Consider the following 15,734-nt stretch of genomic DNA (forward strand, 5'->3'; position numbering starts at 1 on the left):
CGTGTACCACCTGTTGTGTATCACTCGGGCAATCAAAAGAAGTTTTCTGCTGTGTGTAGGAGCTATCCCCGATCTCCCCGGGGGCACCATCGCTTTTGTCTTGGGCAAAGCGGTTCTATAATCGTGTCGCTTCCTCTCCATTCTGAATCGAAGGTTCGTGAGATAGGCGCCAAGTGGTCCTAGGGCTAGGACTTATTGTCATTCAGATTTGATCATGCGCGCGACAAAGGTTCAGTAGTGCGATAACGCAAGGAACCCTTGTCATGAAATATGAAACAAGGGTTCCGTTACGGGGACCGTATTTATCAAACCACTAAGAAATACAGTTGTTAGTTGATGCGACAGCCATCTTTTGTGAACAGGTGCAGCGCATTTGGCATGGTCTTCAAGGCAACCTGGTCGCCAACAATCAGTTTTGAGCCAACAGGTTGTTCAACGATGATCGGGGCATGACTGCCGATCTGGGCGTGAACAAGACAGGTGTTTCCTAAATACTCCACCAGCCGCACCGTTGCCGACATAATGCCGTTGCCTTCCGGAACAATATCAAAGCTATCCGGGCGAATGCCGCAGTATTGAGCGTCGGCGGGAAGTTGCATCTGATCACGCAGAGAAACAAAATCTCCCTCAAGCTCGAAGATGTTCATCTTTGGTGCACCGATGAACTGCGCGGCAAAGAGGTTTTTCGGTCTTTCATACAGATCACGCGGAGAGCCTATCTGTTCAATTTGGCCGCCTCGTAACAGGACGATTTTGTCTGCCAAGGTCATGGCTTCGACCTGATCATGGGTGACATAAATCATGGTGCGTCTCAGCCGGGTGTGAAGTTCCGATATCTGGGTGCGCATATGCACGCGAAGCTCGGCATCAAGGTTTGATAGAGGCTCGTCGAAAAGGAACGTTTCTGGTTGACCAACAATCGCCCGGCCAATGGCCACACGTTGTCGCTGACCACCAGAAAGCTCACGAGGAAATCGTTCGGTGAGCTTGTCGAGCTGTAGCATTGTGACAGCCTCATTTACGAGGCTGTCGATTTCTGCCTTGGGCGTTTTGCGAACTTTCAGGCCAAAGGCAATATTTTCGCGGACCGTCAGATGCGGATAAAGCGCGTAGGACTGAAAGACCATCGCAATGCCCCGTTTTGCCGGTGCTATATCGTTCATGCGGTCGCCATCAATCTCGAACGTTCCGACAGTAATGTCTTCAAGGCCCGCAATCATACGCAGCAAGGTCGATTTTCCGCATCCCGAAGGTCCGACAAAAACGCAGAACTCTCCATCTTCGATGGTTAGATCAATGCCTTTGATAACTTCGACCGGACCATAGGATTTTCTGACATCTTTTAGTTCAAGTTTCGCCATGGCTTACTCCACGCGCCCGAACAGTTCGAGCCTTGGTGTTTCACGGATATGTTTTGGCCATGAAAGCGGGATGTCAAAGCGCGAGGTCAGGAGTTTCTGGAAGTCTTTCAGCTTGTCGGCTGTTTCACGTACCGCGCGCGGGCTAAGGTCATTCTCAAGGCAATAGGCAGCTAGGGCGCCGACGCTCTCCCCAATGTTCCACTCAACCGGATGGAGGCGATAGCAGCCGTTGGTGATATGGGTCGTGCCAATGTTTTTGCAGGCTGGAAGCAGGTTTTTGACCCGTTGGGGGATCAGGCTTCCCAGCGGAATCTGGAACGGCCAGTTTGCTATATCGACATAGTTGCGTGGGGCGGTGGAAGGATGCAGGTCTATGCGATAGCTGCCAACCCCGACCGAATCATGGAACTGTTCAGCACCAACCAGACCTTCGCGGGCATCAATACCAACATGGTTCTCGGTTACAGTGAACAGGGCCTTGATGCGGCGGCTTTCGCGGATATAGGGCGCAATGGTTAAACCATCGAGTGTACCCATTGCATTGCCCGCTGGCTTCAGGCCTCGATAACCATAGCCGCCGTCATGACGGGGGGCTTCAGTCTGCATCCAGTAAAGCATGGACAAAGAAAGTTGACGCGCGCCTTCTAGATGCATCTTTGCTTCTTCCGGAGAAACGCCAACAATCGGCCCGTCGCAATAGTCAATTTGTGGCCAGTTCACCAGACATATGTCTGAGCTGTATTGATCGCCTGTGTGATTGCGGCGATAGAAAATCCGGCGATAGTGCCAGTTGTCCGGGGCGAACTCAGCATCACTGTCACCAACGAACAGCGGACGGTTATCTGGTTCCAGCGTGACTGGGTTTGGCCCAACAAATGACAGTTGCTTGTCCGGCCAGAAGTCGAGTTTGTAATTGCGCCAGTAATCGTAATCGCGAGGCCGTTCGATGGTGTGGTCTTCGTCCGGGTGGTAGCTCATGGCGAAGCACCAACTAACAGCCTGCTGATCATTCGGATCCGCATCGCCTTCAAGGGCGGATGGTTCACCGGTTTCCGCCCGGCTTTCAGCACCGATGACATGTTCCACATCCCCGAGCTCAAGCAAATCACCGAGTTCGGTGGCATCGGCGAAATAATCACCGGTCAAAAGCATTTCGCCATATTCGGCCGATATGACCGTGACGGACTTAAAGCTGTCATCTTTGCTCTCAACCGCGATCGGCTTGGTATTCAGAAGGACGGTCAACCGATCCGTTGCAAACCATGGGGCAAGCAGGGCATCAATCGCCGCAACACCGGCACGCGGTTCTGCACAGATCGGCGAGACATTGCCGCTTCCCGGGTTAAAGTTTTCAGACGCATGTGCTGCGTCGGTCAACGGATAGTTCCGACGATAATATTCACGGATTTCATGCCGGAGTTGCTTGTAGCTTGCGGTCGAGCCGTCAGTCTCGATCCAGGGATTTTCATCTGGCGGTACGGCTTGGGTTGTTAACTGGCCGCCAAGCCATTTGAATTCTTCGGTCAGGATGACGCTGCGGCCCAATTTGAGTGCTGAAAGTGCTGCTGACACACCACCAAGTCCGCCTCCGATGATAACGATATCAGAGTGAAGTTCTTTCATTTCATTAACCTTTCACGCCAGACATGGCGAAGCTTTCAACGATTTGGCGTTGGGCCAGCACGTAGACGATGAGCATGGGAATAACGGCAAGCGCGGTTGCTGCGAGTTGCAGATGCCAAAGCGGTAGGCCGTATGTGTCGGTGAAGTTTGCGAGCGCCAAAGGAAGGGTGAACAATTCAATGTCGTTCACAAAAACCAGCGGCTCGAGGAACAGGTTCCAAGAGAACAGGAAGGTGATGATACCAACTGCCGACAGGGCTGGTTTGGACAGAGGCAGGGCAATCTTGAAGTAAACGCCAAACCGTGAAAGGCCATCCATGCGTCCGGCTTCTTCAAGCTCCTTGGGCAGAGCCAGAAAATACTGGCGCATTAAAAACGTCGCCATCACGCCCTGAGACCCAAAAAGCGGCAGTAGGATAAGCGGCATATGGCTGTTCATCAGACCCAGTTCTTTCATCAGAAAGAAGTTGGGAATGATGGTGACTTCTTCTGGCATCATCAGGGCCGATACCAGGACCAGCAAGATGAAGGCGCTGCCGCCAAAGCGCAGGCGTGCCAGCGCATATCCCGCCATCGACGAGATGAACAATGTCGCGATGGTGACAACAATCGCTATATAGAGCGAATTGAAATACTGTCTTGCGAAAGGTTGATAGGCGAAGACCTCCGAAAAATTTGACCAGTGAATCTTCGCCGGAACAAGCGACGAGGATGCAAAGACATCAGTCTGTCCCTTAAGTGCCCCCGAAAGCATCCACAGAAAGGGAAACACAAAAGGGATGGCAAGTGCGCAAAGGCCAACAATCCAGCATATGCGCGTAATTTTCTGCTGTGTTCTGTAGTTCATTTGCGGGAGGCCTTCAGTAGCATCTGCACGATCGTAAGCATCAGAATCAGAGCGAACAGGACAACAGCAAGAGCTGCGGCGTAGCCGGTGTTGAAAAACTTGAAGCCCTGTTCGTATATGTAAAAAGCCAGAACCATCGTGCCGTTCTGCGGGCCACCACCGGTCATCAGGTAGATGTGATCAAAAACCTTGAGCGACCCGACAACCGTAATCACCATGATGACAAGCGTGGTCGGAGCGAGGAGCGGCCAGGTGATGCGGCGGAAAATTTCCCAACCATTTGCACCTTCAAGCCTTGCGGCCTCCTCGTAATCACGGGGGATCGATTGCAGGGCCGCGATATAGAGAATCATGTTCAGGCCAACGGTCTTGAGAACACGGGTGAAGATGACCGATACCATTGCCCAGTCAGGCTCATGCAGCCAGTTGGGACCATCAATGCCAAAAATCGAAAGCCCCTGATTGACCGCACCACTTTCGTGTTGAAGCAGAAAAGTCCAGATAATGGCCCAGGCAACAGCTGATGTGATGACAGGCGCGAAAAAGACTGTTCGGAAAAATACCGCACCGGGTCGCGATTTTGACAGGGCAAGTGCCAAGCCCAGTGCCATGGCCATGTTGAGCGGAACCAGTCCAGCGGCGAAGACCAGAGAGTTCACAAGAACATCCCAGAAGGTTTCATTGCGGGTCAATGCATCGACATAGTTTGCCATACCGACAAACCGTGACTGTTGACTAAGCAGGTTCCATTCGGTCGTGCTGTAATAAAAAACGGCGATCAGCGGACCGACAAAAAATATCAGAAACCCCGTCAGGATCGGACTTACGAAGAGCCATCCGGTTATGGCCTCTCTGGTCTTGAGTGAGAGGGATGGCCCCTTGCGGACAGCGGACATGTTCGCTTCCTTAGAAGGGAGGTTGGGTGGTTGCCGTGCCATCGCTGCAGTACTGGCGGGCAGCGATGGCAGGCTTCGGCAAAGGTTGTGGGACGCGCCTGTGGTCAGAGAAGCGGCGAAATGCTGCTGCAGAGCTTTTTCAGGGTTGCAGGAACATCGGCATCCTTGGACCAAAGCGCGTCAAAGTTGGGCCTTGCTTCTGCTTCGATTTGCGGGAAACGCTGATGGCTAGGCAGTACCGACCCGTTTTCAATTCCCTGTGCAACAAAGGTCATCTGCTCGGGTGCGACTGCTGCATTGCTTGTCAGGAAACTGTTCGCCTCCAGAACCGATTTACGTGCTGGCGGGAAGAAGGCAGCCATTTTCGCAACGTTTTCCTTGTTGGTCATATGGGCAAGGAATTCGGCGGCCAGTTCCTTGTGCTTGCCTTGTGCGAAGGCGACCACTGCGGCCTGACCGACTGTTGAGGCATCGCCAGCCGGACCGAATGGGAGCGGAGCAAGGCCCCATTCAAAGGTTGCCTCAGACAGTTTGGAGACGCGCGAAATCTGGGTCATGGTCAAAGCGGCATTTCCCGAGAAGAAATCACCCTGTTCACCAGGCGGGACCGTAGAGCCATCTGCGTAAACCATGTCATGGAATAGCTGTACGGCTTGGGCCGCAAGAGAGCTGTCAAGTTTACAGCTGTCACCTTCCCAGGCCGAACCGCCATATGCGCGAATGATCGGGACAAGGGTATGCCAGACACGGCTTCCATATCCCTGGCCGTCAAAGGTTTCAAAGCCCCAGATGCCCGAAGATGCATCACGTAGATCCTTGGCATCGGCTCTGAGTTGTTCCCAGGTCCACGTACCGTCCTTTACTCGCTGGTCGGGTGTTTCGAGGTCAGCTGCATCATAGAGCGATTTGTTGAAATAGATCAGAAACGGCGAGGTCGAAAAGGGAATGCCATAAGTCGCATCGCTTGTTTCCCAAAGTCCCATGGCTGGCTGGGAAAAGTCAGCGTAATCATAACCATCTGTCGACTTGAGCGTTTCGGCTACGTCGGCAAGGGCTCCCGCTTCAACAAAGGCAGGTGCGGAATTTTCCAGGAGCCACCCAAGATCAGGGGGATTGCCACCTGCCATTTGCAAGGTGATTTTCTGAACATAATCACCAAACGGGATCGTGTCGAAACGCACGGTTACATCCGGATGCGTGGCGGTGAAACTATCGGCAATTTCACCAAGCATCTGGAGGTGGGCCTCGCTTCCGGTCCAAACCGTAAACCTCAGTTCTTCAGCTATGGCTGTGTTGGCAGCAAATCCGAGCGACGCCGATATTGCTGCCGAGTAAATTAAGCGCTTAATCACAAAGTCAGACATATCCTACTTCCTCCCGATTATCGTTGGATTTAGATTTTTGTAAGCGTAGTGCCTGGGACGAGGCCACATGGAAGTGTGGCTTTGATAGCGGCGCCATTCGGATTGCTGATCCGCGAAATAAGGTTGCGAACGGCCAGTTCACCCATTTCTTCACGCGGAACCGAAATACGCGTCCAGCGTTCAACATCGGCTGACCGGTTCAGAGGTGCAGCAAGCGCAACAATGGAAATGGTTTCCGGGATGCTTCCATGCTGCGCGGCGACCTGCTGTTCCAGTGCCACGGCATGTTTGAATGTTTCGGTCAGAACGACTGTGTTGCCGTCATCAAGACATGTGCGAAGCCAGTCGGAATTGATGTCTTCTGCAGTCAAACGTTCGACGGAAAGCTTCAAGCCGTTACCCTGTTTCTTAAGGAAACCAGCTTCGCGGTCGGCATTCTGTTCACGAACCTTGGTCGCGCCAACAAATTTAAGCGTGCGATGACCATATTCAGCACAGAGGTCCACTACGTCGGAAACCGCTGTAGTGTAATCAGCAGCAACCCAGTTCAGGTCCGCGTCCTTGGTATCGCGGCGTCCGATGGTGACGAATGGGAAACCGGTATCATGGAGTTGTTTGAGTTCGCTCTTATCCGGTTCTTCTCCCAGCAGGATCGCACCGTCCGCAACACCCATCCTGTTGGCCCCGTTAGGGAAAATGCTTCGTGGACCCTGTTCGAATGAGGACGAGGTAAACAGCAGCAGGTCTTGCCCAAGCTGCATTGCACCGCGTTCGATACCAAGCAGGAACGGATAGAAGAAGTTCTCGCTGTCGGATGGGAAAATTGCTTCATAGGTGAAGACACCAATAATGTTGCGTTTACCGCCAGCAAGGGACTGGGCAACGACGTTTGGCGCATAACCCAGCGCTTCCATGGCATCACGAACGCGCTTTTCCGCATCCTTGCCAACACGGATTGTTTTGCCGGGTTTAGAAGAGATCACCGCAGAGACGACAGCAGTTGATACGCCTGCCATTACTGCAACATCACTTTGGGTCGCACGTTTCACACGGCCTTGCCTGTTGGTCACAGAAATAATCTCCGACAAAAATGATTAAGCGCTTAATTTGATGATTAAGCGTATAATCAAGTGTGCAGTTTCTGTCAATGTCATAATCAACTTGAAGACGCAGTTCACGGCAAAATCCCGACGCTGAGGTTCTTGATTGGATACGGGGAAATTCGGCATGCAGCGCGTCATCTGCCAGTTCGGAAAATCCTTCTTGTGCCTTTTGGTAAGGCGACTGAAATACAAATTGTTCTGTGATCAGCAAGCAGGAAAACGATGAGGCAGTCCTGATTGACGACCGTCAAGGAGTAGCAAGGCAAATCAATTATACTCCAGCCATCGTCAATACATTGAGCTGTTCACTCCCCTGCACAATGTATCGAAGGGCCACAGTTTATCAGGCTGTGGCCCTTTTCATATCTGTATTCCGGATCGGGATATTTGCGCGGTGGGGAAAATCATTCTGCCCGAGAACCAAGCGTTTCCTTGAGGTTCGCACCCGGAAGGCTGTGCAGAAAGCCATCCGCGAAGGCCAGATCGTTTTGTATTTCCAGCAACGATTGCCTTACCTCGTCGGGCGAGATTTCACCATCAATCAGACGACGGTAGAGATTGGCAACACGCACCATATCAAGAGTGTGCGGTGAAATCCGGAAGGCTTTAACACCGGCATCTTTCAGATCATCAATAGCGGTTGATAATTCCAGATAGTGACTGGACAGGGTTTGCAGACCATTGACGGCAAGAAACGGTGTGTGATCGAGCGTTTCGACATCCATGCCATCAAGGGCCTCGCCACAGACATATCGGCAGCCATCCTTGTGCAAGCCATGTGCGCGTGCAGAGTAACACCGGGCTGATATGGCAAGCGGGACACGACCGAATATCTGGACTTCGATCTCGGCTGTTTTACGCGCGTTGCAAAGGGCTTCAATCGATGATATCGGCAATTCCCAGGGAAGCGATACGCGGTGTGCACCTTTGGAAATCAGATAGTCCAGGGTGCTTTCGTTATATGTATTGATATACGGCCCGACGACGTGTGTGTGGCCGGAAAGCAGGCCGATGGACGATATGTCGTTGGCTTCGATCAGAAGGTCCGGCATTTCGGCAATTTCACGAAGCTGGGCGATCTCGCGTTCGTTCATCACAAGGGCGAGTGTCGAGAAGACGACTTCCTTTCCGGCATTCTGAAGCCGTTCGATGATGTCGGGCAGATGTTTGTCAAAGAACGGCATGCGTTTGGCACAGACGACTTCACCAACATGGACTGTATCAACATCGATTTCATCGGCAATGCGGGCATAGAAATCCCGTTTGCGGTTTTCATCCCAGTGAAAAAGAATGGGTCCCATGACCAGTCTTGATTTCGTCATTGCCAGCTTCTCCGATAGGCGCCTGTCGTATCTGCCTGACCTTCGCTAAGGGCGGCCAGATTGCCGCGTGCGCCGGTTTGCCCGTTTGCAATGCGGTCAAGGGATGCGCGGAACGCGCCGACCACCTGTGAGATATAGGCCTTGCCGCGCTGTCGCCCTTCGATCTTAAGCGCGGTTACACCGGCGTCGGCGAGTTCAGGCAGGATTGCGGTAACGTCAAGACTGGTGGGTTCTTCGAACAGGTAACCGGCCTTGTCCATGGCACGAAACCGGCCCTTGCAAAGGGTGGGATATCCGACCTTTTCATCATTGCCGTAAACATTGATTGTAAAATTGCCAAGGCGGGAAACGGTGCTGTCGCCGCGTTCCTCGTAATGGACGTGGGCCGCGGGTGAACAAACGCCATTCATATTGGGGCTTTCCCCTGTGGCATAGGACGATAGCGAACAGCGACCTTCGGCCATGACACACATGCCGCCAAAGGCGAAAACTTCGGTTTCCACCGAAATGCGCCGGTTCAACATCCGGATTTCTTCAAGCGACAGGACACGCGGCAGAACCACACGACGTACGCCAAATTCGCGGTGGTAAAAACGAATTGCTTCCTCGTTCGAGGCGGATGCCTGTACCGACAGATGCAGGCGCGCATCGGGATGTTTATCGCGCGCATATCGCAGCAATCCGATATCGGCCAGAATGACCGCATCAACACCAATTGCAACCGCATCATCGACGGCCTTGTGCCAGATGTCTTCGGCACCGGCCTGTGGATAGGTGTTGCAGGCCAGATAGACATGCACGCCATGTTTATGTGCGAATGTAACGGCCTCGGCCAGTTCGGGTCGGGAAAAATTCAACCCCGGAAAGTTGCGGGCATTGGTCGCATCGCGGAAACCGCAATATACAACATCCGCACCGGCCTCGACGGCGGCACGCAGACTGGCGGGGGTTCCTGCCGGGCAAACTAGTTCCATGAAATCCCTGTATCTGTTTGTCGGTTATAAAGGATCAGGCAGGGCGAAATCATCACCTGCCAGCACGGTCTGACCGGTGCGGGGCGTGCGACGTTTGACGGATTTCTGGAGCCCTGAAATGTTTTCCGCATGTTCGCCAAGACGCCGGTCAATTCCGCCCAGACGTTTTTCAATCGGGGAAATTAGGGTATCGGCCATGCGGTCCATGTCCGATTGCATCTGACGATATGCCGCTTCGGCGGCGCGCAGTGCCAGACGTGCCGCCGGGCCCAATGCACCGAAACTTTCAATGACGGCTGAACGCAGGTCTATTTCTTCGCCGTCCAGGGCATTGCGAAGGGCAACGACAAGGTCGGTCCGGCCCTCTATTCGTAATGCGCGCGAGAAGAACAGCGCGTCCCCGTCGGATTTTCCTTCGAGCAGTTCCAGAAGGGCCGGAAGCGGGCCGATGATCCGTGCCGCGATGATATTGTCATCCCCCTCATGGGCCGGGCGCAGGATGGGGGTCTCAGGATCAAGGGCAACGAAAAGGTCGAGATCAAGATCCGTCGGGCATACGAGCAGGGCAAATGTTTCGCGTTCGGTGACCCGTTCAAAAACGGGTTTGTGTCGGCGATACATGGTTGCCATGGCGTGCAGACACAGGCGTTCAAGCGCGAATGTCGGAACATTCCGAACGATGGGGTTCATCAGCAGAAAGGGTGTAAATGACGGGCGTTTGATTGACACGGCGGACTCCGGACCGAATTGGTGCCGGAAGTATTGTCATGTTTGGGTTTTAAGGTGTTGATGTCCGTCAAATCACTGAAAGATTTGAATTATTACGGTTCTTGATAAGGCGGAAAGGTTCTGCTTTTGAAAGAGAGTATTGGGCAGGGGGGATCACAAAATTCCGGGCAGGGCTACTTGACCATCGTCAACGTGGCTTTTGGGAAGGTGCCTAAACTTGGTTGGATCAACATCCGGGAATGGAGGTCCGCCAGCATGCAATCCGATTTCACACATGATCAGGATCCTGCCAATTCAGCAAATCTGGTCCATCGCAAGATAGGCGATCTGATTGCCCGTGAATTGTGTGATTTGCCCAAGGGGCCACTGACCTTGCCGGACTTTCGCGGTGGGAAAGGTTCTTCCTCGAAGAGATATTCAAAATTCGCCACACCAAACCTATCCAGCGTATTGCATCGTTCCTGATCGATTTCGAAGAAAGAAGTGGTGAGAACCTCGGAGGCGAGGACCAGACGAACTTCCCGGAAAAACGCCAGATCGCAAGCCGGATTGGCATTACACTAGAAACATTCTCGCGCTCGCTTCGCAAGCTCGAGGCGACAGGTGAAATTGCCGCCAGCCCTAAACTCCGCACCCTTGACCGGGCGGTTCTGTACGAGCTTTCGCGCTAGAATATGACGGCTGGACTGACCTGTCGCGGTGCAACATGTCTGTGAAAGGGTTTTCCGTGTCGTAAACAAAAAGGCCGTAGCACCGTGTAGTGCCGCAGCCTTTTTGTGCGTGCTGAAGCGTACTCAGTTGGCGAAAGACAACTGAACCTTTACCGATTTGCTGCGATCACGTGCCACGTCAAAGGCTTCTGTGGCGGTTTCAAGCGGGAAGGTCTGGGTGATGATCGGGCTTACGTCAATTTTACCGCTATCGATCATGCGAACGGCCTCGGCAAACTCCGCGTGGAAACGGAAGGTGCCGGTGATTGTGATTTCCTTGGCGACCAGCGGATTGAACGGTACCGGAATTTCGCCGGCAACGCCGACCTGAACGAGGATGCCTTGCGGGCGCAAAACGCTGATGGCGGACCGCAAGGCCGCCGGGGCGGCTGAGCATTCCAGGCAAACGTCAAACTGTCCCTTATCCTGTTCGTAAGGTTTAAGGTCTTCGGCTGCCGTAGCGATGTTGATGATGCGGGTTGCGCCCATCTGCTTTGCAACATTCAATGCAAAATCCTGCAAATCGGTCACAACGATTTCGCTGGCTCCGGCAAGTTTGGCGGCTGCTGCACAAAGGCTGCCGATCGGACCGGCACCGGTAATCAGGACCTTTTTACCCGCAAGATCACCTGCGCGTGCAACTGCATGCAGGCATACGGCAAGGGGTTCAGCACAGGCGGCCTTGCCGATGTCGGTTTGATCGCTGATCAGGAAACACTGGCCTTCGCGCACATTGACCAGATCGCGGAACGCACCCTGAATATGGGGCATCGGCATTGCTGATCCAAAGAACTTCATGTTCAGGCAATGCTGCTGCAGGTTCTGTTGGCAATAACGGCACGTGCCACACGGATGGCTTGGGTTGATTGCAACCTTTTGCCTGACAGTCAGACCGGTTACATCCGGGCCAAGTGCAACGATGGTACCCGCGGCTTCATGTCCAAGGATGATAGGCTCGCGCACGCGGATTTGACCAATCCCGCCTTCAAAATAGTAATGCATATCCGAACCGCACACGCCACCGGCACCAACACGGATAAGGACTTCGTCACCAACAGGGGCGGTGGTTGCTTCGGTGTCGATCCGAAGATCGTCTTGGCCATACAGGCGGCAAACACGTGTTTGCATCGATTACTCCATCAGGGACGGCAGCCAGGTTGACAGCGCCGGGATATAGGAAACAAGGAACAGGATCAGGATATTGGTCAGAAGGAACGGCATCAGCGCCCTGATAACCGTGGTCACGGGGGCTTTGGCGATGTTCGCACAGATGAACATGCAAATGCCTACCGGCGGGGTCGTCAAACCGATCATCAGGTTCAGAACCGCAAACACCGCGAAATGGATCGGATCGACACCGACATTGGTGGCAAGGGTCAGAAGCGGCACAAACAGGATGATCAATGCCGCAATCGTTTCCATGAACATGCCGACAATGAGCAGAACCAGATTGATCAGCAATATCACGGCATATTTGTTGTCGGTGAAGGACAATACCGCGTTTGAAATCATCTGCGGGATGCGTTCGGAAACAAGGATCCAGCCAAACACGTTTGCCAGACCAACAAGCGCAAGAATGGCGGCGGCAGTCACCGCGCTGTCGATGATGATTTTCGGAACCTTGCGTAGCGGCAGTTCGCGATAAATGAAACAGCCGACGATCAGGGCATAGATACTGGCAATGACTGCGGTTTCAGTCGGAGTGACGATGCCGCTCAGCAAACCGCCGACAATCAGGGCCGTCATGGCAAGCGCCCAGAAGGCACCGACGAAGGATCGGGCCAGTTCACCAAATCCCTGCCATGGCTGGTGCGGGAAATTGCGGCGGACCGCGATAATGTAGCAGGTCACCATCATCGCAAGGCCCATCAGGATCCCGGGAATGGCGCCTGCAATGAACATCTTGCCAACAGAAATGCCAGACAACGCACCGACAATGATCATCGGCATACTTGGCGGGATGATCGGGCCAACGGTTGACGAGGCGGCCGTCACGGCAGCAGAAAATGCCGGCGTATAGCCCGCACGGATCATGCCGGGGATCATCATGCCGCCGATTGATGCCGCGTCGGCAACAGCGGTTCCGGAAATGCCGCCAAATAGCATGGAACCGGTGACGTTGGTCAGGCCAAGGCCGCCGCGCATCCATCCGACCATCGCGTTGGCGAACCGCACAATGCGCGGCGTAATCCCCCCGCCATTCATCAGGTTCCCGGCAAGGATAAAGCCCGGAATGCAAAGCAGGACAAACACATCCATCCCGGCAAACATTTTTTGCGGGATCACAACAAGAGGAATGCCTTCCAGCAGCAAATAGCACAGCGAGGACAGACCCAGTGTCACGGCTACCGGAAGGCCGATGACGAGGCCGAGGGCAAAAACGCCAAGTAAAATTGCGAGGCTCATGGGAAGTCCTTCGTCGTATCTTCAGCTTTTCCATCAGAAACCCCGGCGATGACACGTATCATCCGCAGGACCGCGAAAAGACCGAGAACGGCAAGAAGAATGAAAACGGTGGCGTGAATGAAATCCATCCGGACGCCTAATGCGGGTGAAGTTTGAAGAACACCGATTGAAACAAACATCCACGCAGGGGACAGTAATATCAGGCAAAATCCAGCCGTCAGTCCGGCCGAGATGAACATCAATGCCCGCTGGATACGCAAAGGCAGCATTTCGCAAACGATGTCGACATTAACCAGTTCGCCATTGCGAAAAGACAGCCCGACGCCAAAAGCCGCAAGAAACAGCAGCGCATGACGCGTAAGTTCTTCGGTCCATACCGGTGAACTGGTCAAAAAGGTTCGCGACACAACCTGTATCAGGACCGTGCCGATCAGAATGCCGAAAGCGGCACCGGTTCCGATCCGGCAAAGTGCAATGATGGATGCGTATAATCTGGCAGAAAGCACGTTACTTCCCCGTCGAAAAAAGGTTCGGTCACGCGTACGCAACCGAACCGGTAGAAATCAGTTTGCGAAAAGGTCTTCGACGACAGGGCGGATTTCGTCGGAAACATTTGCAAGAACAGCGTCTTTTGCTTTCTGGGCAAAGGCCTGTGTATCGACTTCAACGAAGGTCATGCCCTTTGCCTGAAGTTCTTTCGTCAAACGTTCTTCATCAGCGCTAAACAGGTCGCGTTCATATGCCTGCGCCCGTTTTGCGGCTTCCATAACGGCTTCCTTGTCGTCATCCGACAGTTTGCCCCAGGTGATTTCCGAAATGGTCAGATAAATCCATGAACGGACATGCTCGGTCTTGTTCACAAATTTCTGCACTTCGTTGAAACTTGCCGAATCAATCAGTGCCAGCGGGTTTTCCTGTGCATCGATGGTGCCTGCCTGAAGCGAGGTAAAGACTTCCGAGAACGCCATCGGTGTCGGTTGCGCACCAAGCGATTTCCAGACATCAACAAAAAGCGGAACGTTCGGAACGCGCAGTTTCAGGCCGTTCAGATCGTCCGGGCTTTTGATTTCGCGGTTTGACGTCAGGTTGCGCGGGCCGCGGGCAAAATAGGCAATCGGGCGGATGCGGGCTTTTTCGACAATCTGCTGTTCGATCTTGTCGCCGATTTCGCCACTGGCAACGGCATCCATGTCTTCGAGTGTCTGATAGGCATACGGAACAGCCAGAAGGGCCGCCATCGGAGCCCAGTTCTGCAGGCTTTCACCAGTAATGGTCATGTCGACCGAACCAAGCTGCATGCCGTTGATCAGGTCGATTTCCTTGCCGAGTGTTTCGTTGGGGAAGACCTGCACATCGATACGGCCGTCGGTAAGGCTTGAGAGTTCTTCGCCGAATTTGACCGCAGCCTTGTGCCAGGAATTCTGTTCATTGGCGAGATGGCCAAGTTTGAGGGTCATTTCAGCCGCAATCGCAGAACTGCTCATCATCATGGCTGCGACACCAGCGATCATAAGTTTTTTGGTCGTTTTTTTAAGCATATTTTCCTCCCAGTTCGGTTGACGTCTCAGGATGACAACGCAGAATTGGCGTCATCAAAAAGCTCCGTTTTGGAGCGGGCAATATCAGGCAGCGTATGCAGGATTTCACGGAGGTGTTCACGCATGGCTGCGCTGGCTGTTTCGGGATCACGGGCTGTGATCGCCGCAACAATTCGGACATGCTGTTCGATGATTTCGTCCATCGGAAACTGGAAGTAGCTCAGATACCGTACCCGGTCGAGTTGGGCGCGGACATCTTCTACGACCTTCCACGCATATGTTTTTCCGGCGGCCTCCGCCAGGCAGTGATGAAAATCATGATCCAGTTTCAGAAACGACCGTGCATCGCCTTTCATTGCTTTGCGCTGATCGGAAATCAGTTGTTCGAGGCGGGCAAGAAACGCATCGTTAGGTTCTTTTGCAACAAAGCGTGCAATGTCGGCTTCAATGGCTTCGCGGACAAATCGTGCGTCAAGAACAGCGGCAACAGAAATTTTCCGCACATAGGTTCCGCGCTGCGGACGAACTTCCAAAAGACCCTCGTCGGCAAGCTTGATGAAAGCTTCGCGGACCGGTTGGCGGCTGACATTAAAATGTTTTGCAAGTTCTGCTTCGGACAGGCGCACACCGGGAAGCAGGTCGGTACACACGATCCGTTCGCGTATGATGCGATGGATCTGTGGGCCGACAGCCTGATCGTGCGTGATTTCCCAGTCGTTTTGTTCGGGATCGCCCATCAATCTCTCCTTGCTTTTCTGAGTCATGATGCATACTACCATACTAGTCAACAAAATTATGTCGTGATACTGTTCACAACCGTTATAGTCGGTGTTGAAGACACCACGCCAATACAGAGAGAAA

General features: G+C 53.3%; 16 protein-coding genes. 2 read left to right on the forward strand and 14 right to left on the reverse strand.

Going from position 1 to position 15,734, the window contains the following annotated elements; all coding sequences use genetic code 11:
* Window positions 1-329 precede the first annotated feature (329 nt).
* The 9 genes from TH5_RS16150 to ubiT all read right to left on the reverse strand — a co-directional run bounded on the left by TH5_RS16150 (window position 330) and on the right by ubiT (window position 10,219).
* Complete coding sequence (locus TH5_RS16150) at window positions 330-1,361, reverse strand: ABC transporter ATP-binding protein (protein WP_114122706.1); 1,032 nt, start codon at window positions 1,359-1,361, stop codon at window positions 330-332.
* A 3-nt stretch (window positions 1,362-1,364) separates the two neighbouring features.
* Entirely contained in the window at window positions 1,365-2,984 is a 1,620-nt protein-coding gene (locus tag TH5_RS16155) for an FAD-dependent oxidoreductase (protein WP_114122707.1), read from the reverse strand.
* Window positions 2,985-2,988: 4 nt separating this feature from the next.
* Window positions 2,989-3,831, reverse strand: a complete 843-nt coding sequence (locus TH5_RS16160) for a carbohydrate ABC transporter permease (RefSeq protein WP_114122708.1) — start codon at window positions 3,829-3,831, stop codon at window positions 2,989-2,991.
* Window positions 3,828-4,727, reverse strand: a complete 900-nt coding sequence (locus tag TH5_RS16165) for a carbohydrate ABC transporter permease (protein WP_114122709.1) — start codon at window positions 4,725-4,727, stop codon at window positions 3,828-3,830. The genes TH5_RS16160 and TH5_RS16165 overlap by 4 nt, the downstream gene beginning before the upstream one ends.
* Window positions 4,728-4,831: 104 nt before the next feature.
* Window positions 4,832-6,091, reverse strand: coding sequence for an ABC transporter substrate-binding protein (locus tag TH5_RS16170; protein ID WP_208638465.1), 1,260 nt, complete (start codon window positions 6,089-6,091; stop codon window positions 4,832-4,834).
* A 29-nt stretch (window positions 6,092-6,120) separates the two neighbouring features.
* On the reverse strand, window positions 6,121-7,161 hold the full coding sequence (locus tag TH5_RS16175) for a LacI family DNA-binding transcriptional regulator (RefSeq protein WP_147250122.1): 1,041 nt from the start codon (window positions 7,159-7,161) through the stop codon (window positions 6,121-6,123).
* 437 nt (window positions 7,162-7,598) lie between these two features.
* Window positions 7,599-8,516: a ubiquinone anaerobic biosynthesis protein UbiV gene (gene ubiV / locus TH5_RS16185; RefSeq protein ID WP_114122712.1), complete on the reverse strand. Its 918-nt coding sequence runs from the start codon at window positions 8,514-8,516 to the stop codon at window positions 7,599-7,601.
* Complete coding sequence (gene ubiU / locus TH5_RS16190; protein ID WP_114122713.1) at window positions 8,513-9,490, reverse strand: ubiquinone anaerobic biosynthesis protein UbiU; 978 nt, start codon at window positions 9,488-9,490, stop codon at window positions 8,513-8,515. Before ubiU ends, ubiV begins: the two co-directional genes overlap by 4 nt.
* Before the next feature lie 24 nt (window positions 9,491-9,514).
* Window positions 9,515-10,219, reverse strand: a complete 705-nt coding sequence (ubiT, locus tag TH5_RS16195; protein WP_244204948.1) for a ubiquinone anaerobic biosynthesis accessory factor UbiT — start codon at window positions 10,217-10,219, stop codon at window positions 9,515-9,517.
* Window positions 10,220-10,396: 177 nt separating this feature from the next.
* On the opposite strand from ubiT, the gene TH5_RS25355 reads away from it, so the two are divergent.
* Together TH5_RS25355 and TH5_RS26155 are read left to right on the forward strand one after the other, a co-directional pair.
* A complete protein-coding gene (locus TH5_RS25355; RefSeq protein ID WP_167443579.1) occupies window positions 10,397-10,684 on the forward strand; it encodes a hypothetical protein in 288 nt (95 codons plus the stop codon).
* Window positions 10,684-10,890, forward strand: a complete 207-nt coding sequence (locus TH5_RS26155) for a helix-turn-helix domain-containing protein (RefSeq protein WP_425275485.1) — start codon at window positions 10,684-10,686, stop codon at window positions 10,888-10,890. Before TH5_RS25355 ends, TH5_RS26155 begins: the two co-directional genes overlap by 1 nt.
* A gap of 123 nt (window positions 10,891-11,013) precedes the next feature.
* Here TH5_RS26155 and TH5_RS16205 read toward each other — a convergent pair whose 3' ends face one another.
* From TH5_RS16205 to TH5_RS16225, 5 genes are read right to left on the reverse strand one after another with little or no spacing between them, the layout of a single operon-like run.
* The gene (locus tag TH5_RS16205) at window positions 11,014-12,057 is read right to left on the reverse strand and encodes an L-idonate 5-dehydrogenase (RefSeq protein WP_114122714.1); all 1,044 of its coding nucleotides are present in this window, start codon (window positions 12,055-12,057) and stop codon (window positions 11,014-11,016) included.
* 3 nt (window positions 12,058-12,060) lie between these two features.
* Window positions 12,061-13,335: a TRAP transporter large permease gene (locus tag TH5_RS16210; RefSeq protein ID WP_114122715.1), complete on the reverse strand. Its 1,275-nt coding sequence runs from the start codon at window positions 13,333-13,335 to the stop codon at window positions 12,061-12,063.
* Complete coding sequence (locus TH5_RS16215) at window positions 13,332-13,841, reverse strand: TRAP transporter small permease (protein ID WP_114122716.1); 510 nt, start codon at window positions 13,839-13,841, stop codon at window positions 13,332-13,334. The genes TH5_RS16210 and TH5_RS16215 overlap by 4 nt, the downstream gene beginning before the upstream one ends.
* A 57-nt stretch (window positions 13,842-13,898) precedes the next feature.
* Window positions 13,899-14,873, reverse strand: a complete 975-nt coding sequence (locus tag TH5_RS16220; RefSeq protein ID WP_114122717.1) for a TRAP transporter substrate-binding protein — start codon at window positions 14,871-14,873, stop codon at window positions 13,899-13,901.
* A gap of 26 nt (window positions 14,874-14,899) precedes the next feature.
* Entirely contained in the window at window positions 14,900-15,610 is a 711-nt protein-coding gene (locus tag TH5_RS16225) for a GntR family transcriptional regulator (protein WP_114122718.1), read from the reverse strand.
* Window positions 15,611-15,734 lie beyond the last annotated feature (124 nt).

It is taken from the genome of Thalassospira xianhensis MCCC 1A02616 (genome assembly GCF_003326475.1).
Classification (GTDB): Bacteria; Pseudomonadota; Alphaproteobacteria; order Rhodospirillales; family Thalassospiraceae; genus Thalassospira; species Thalassospira xianhensis.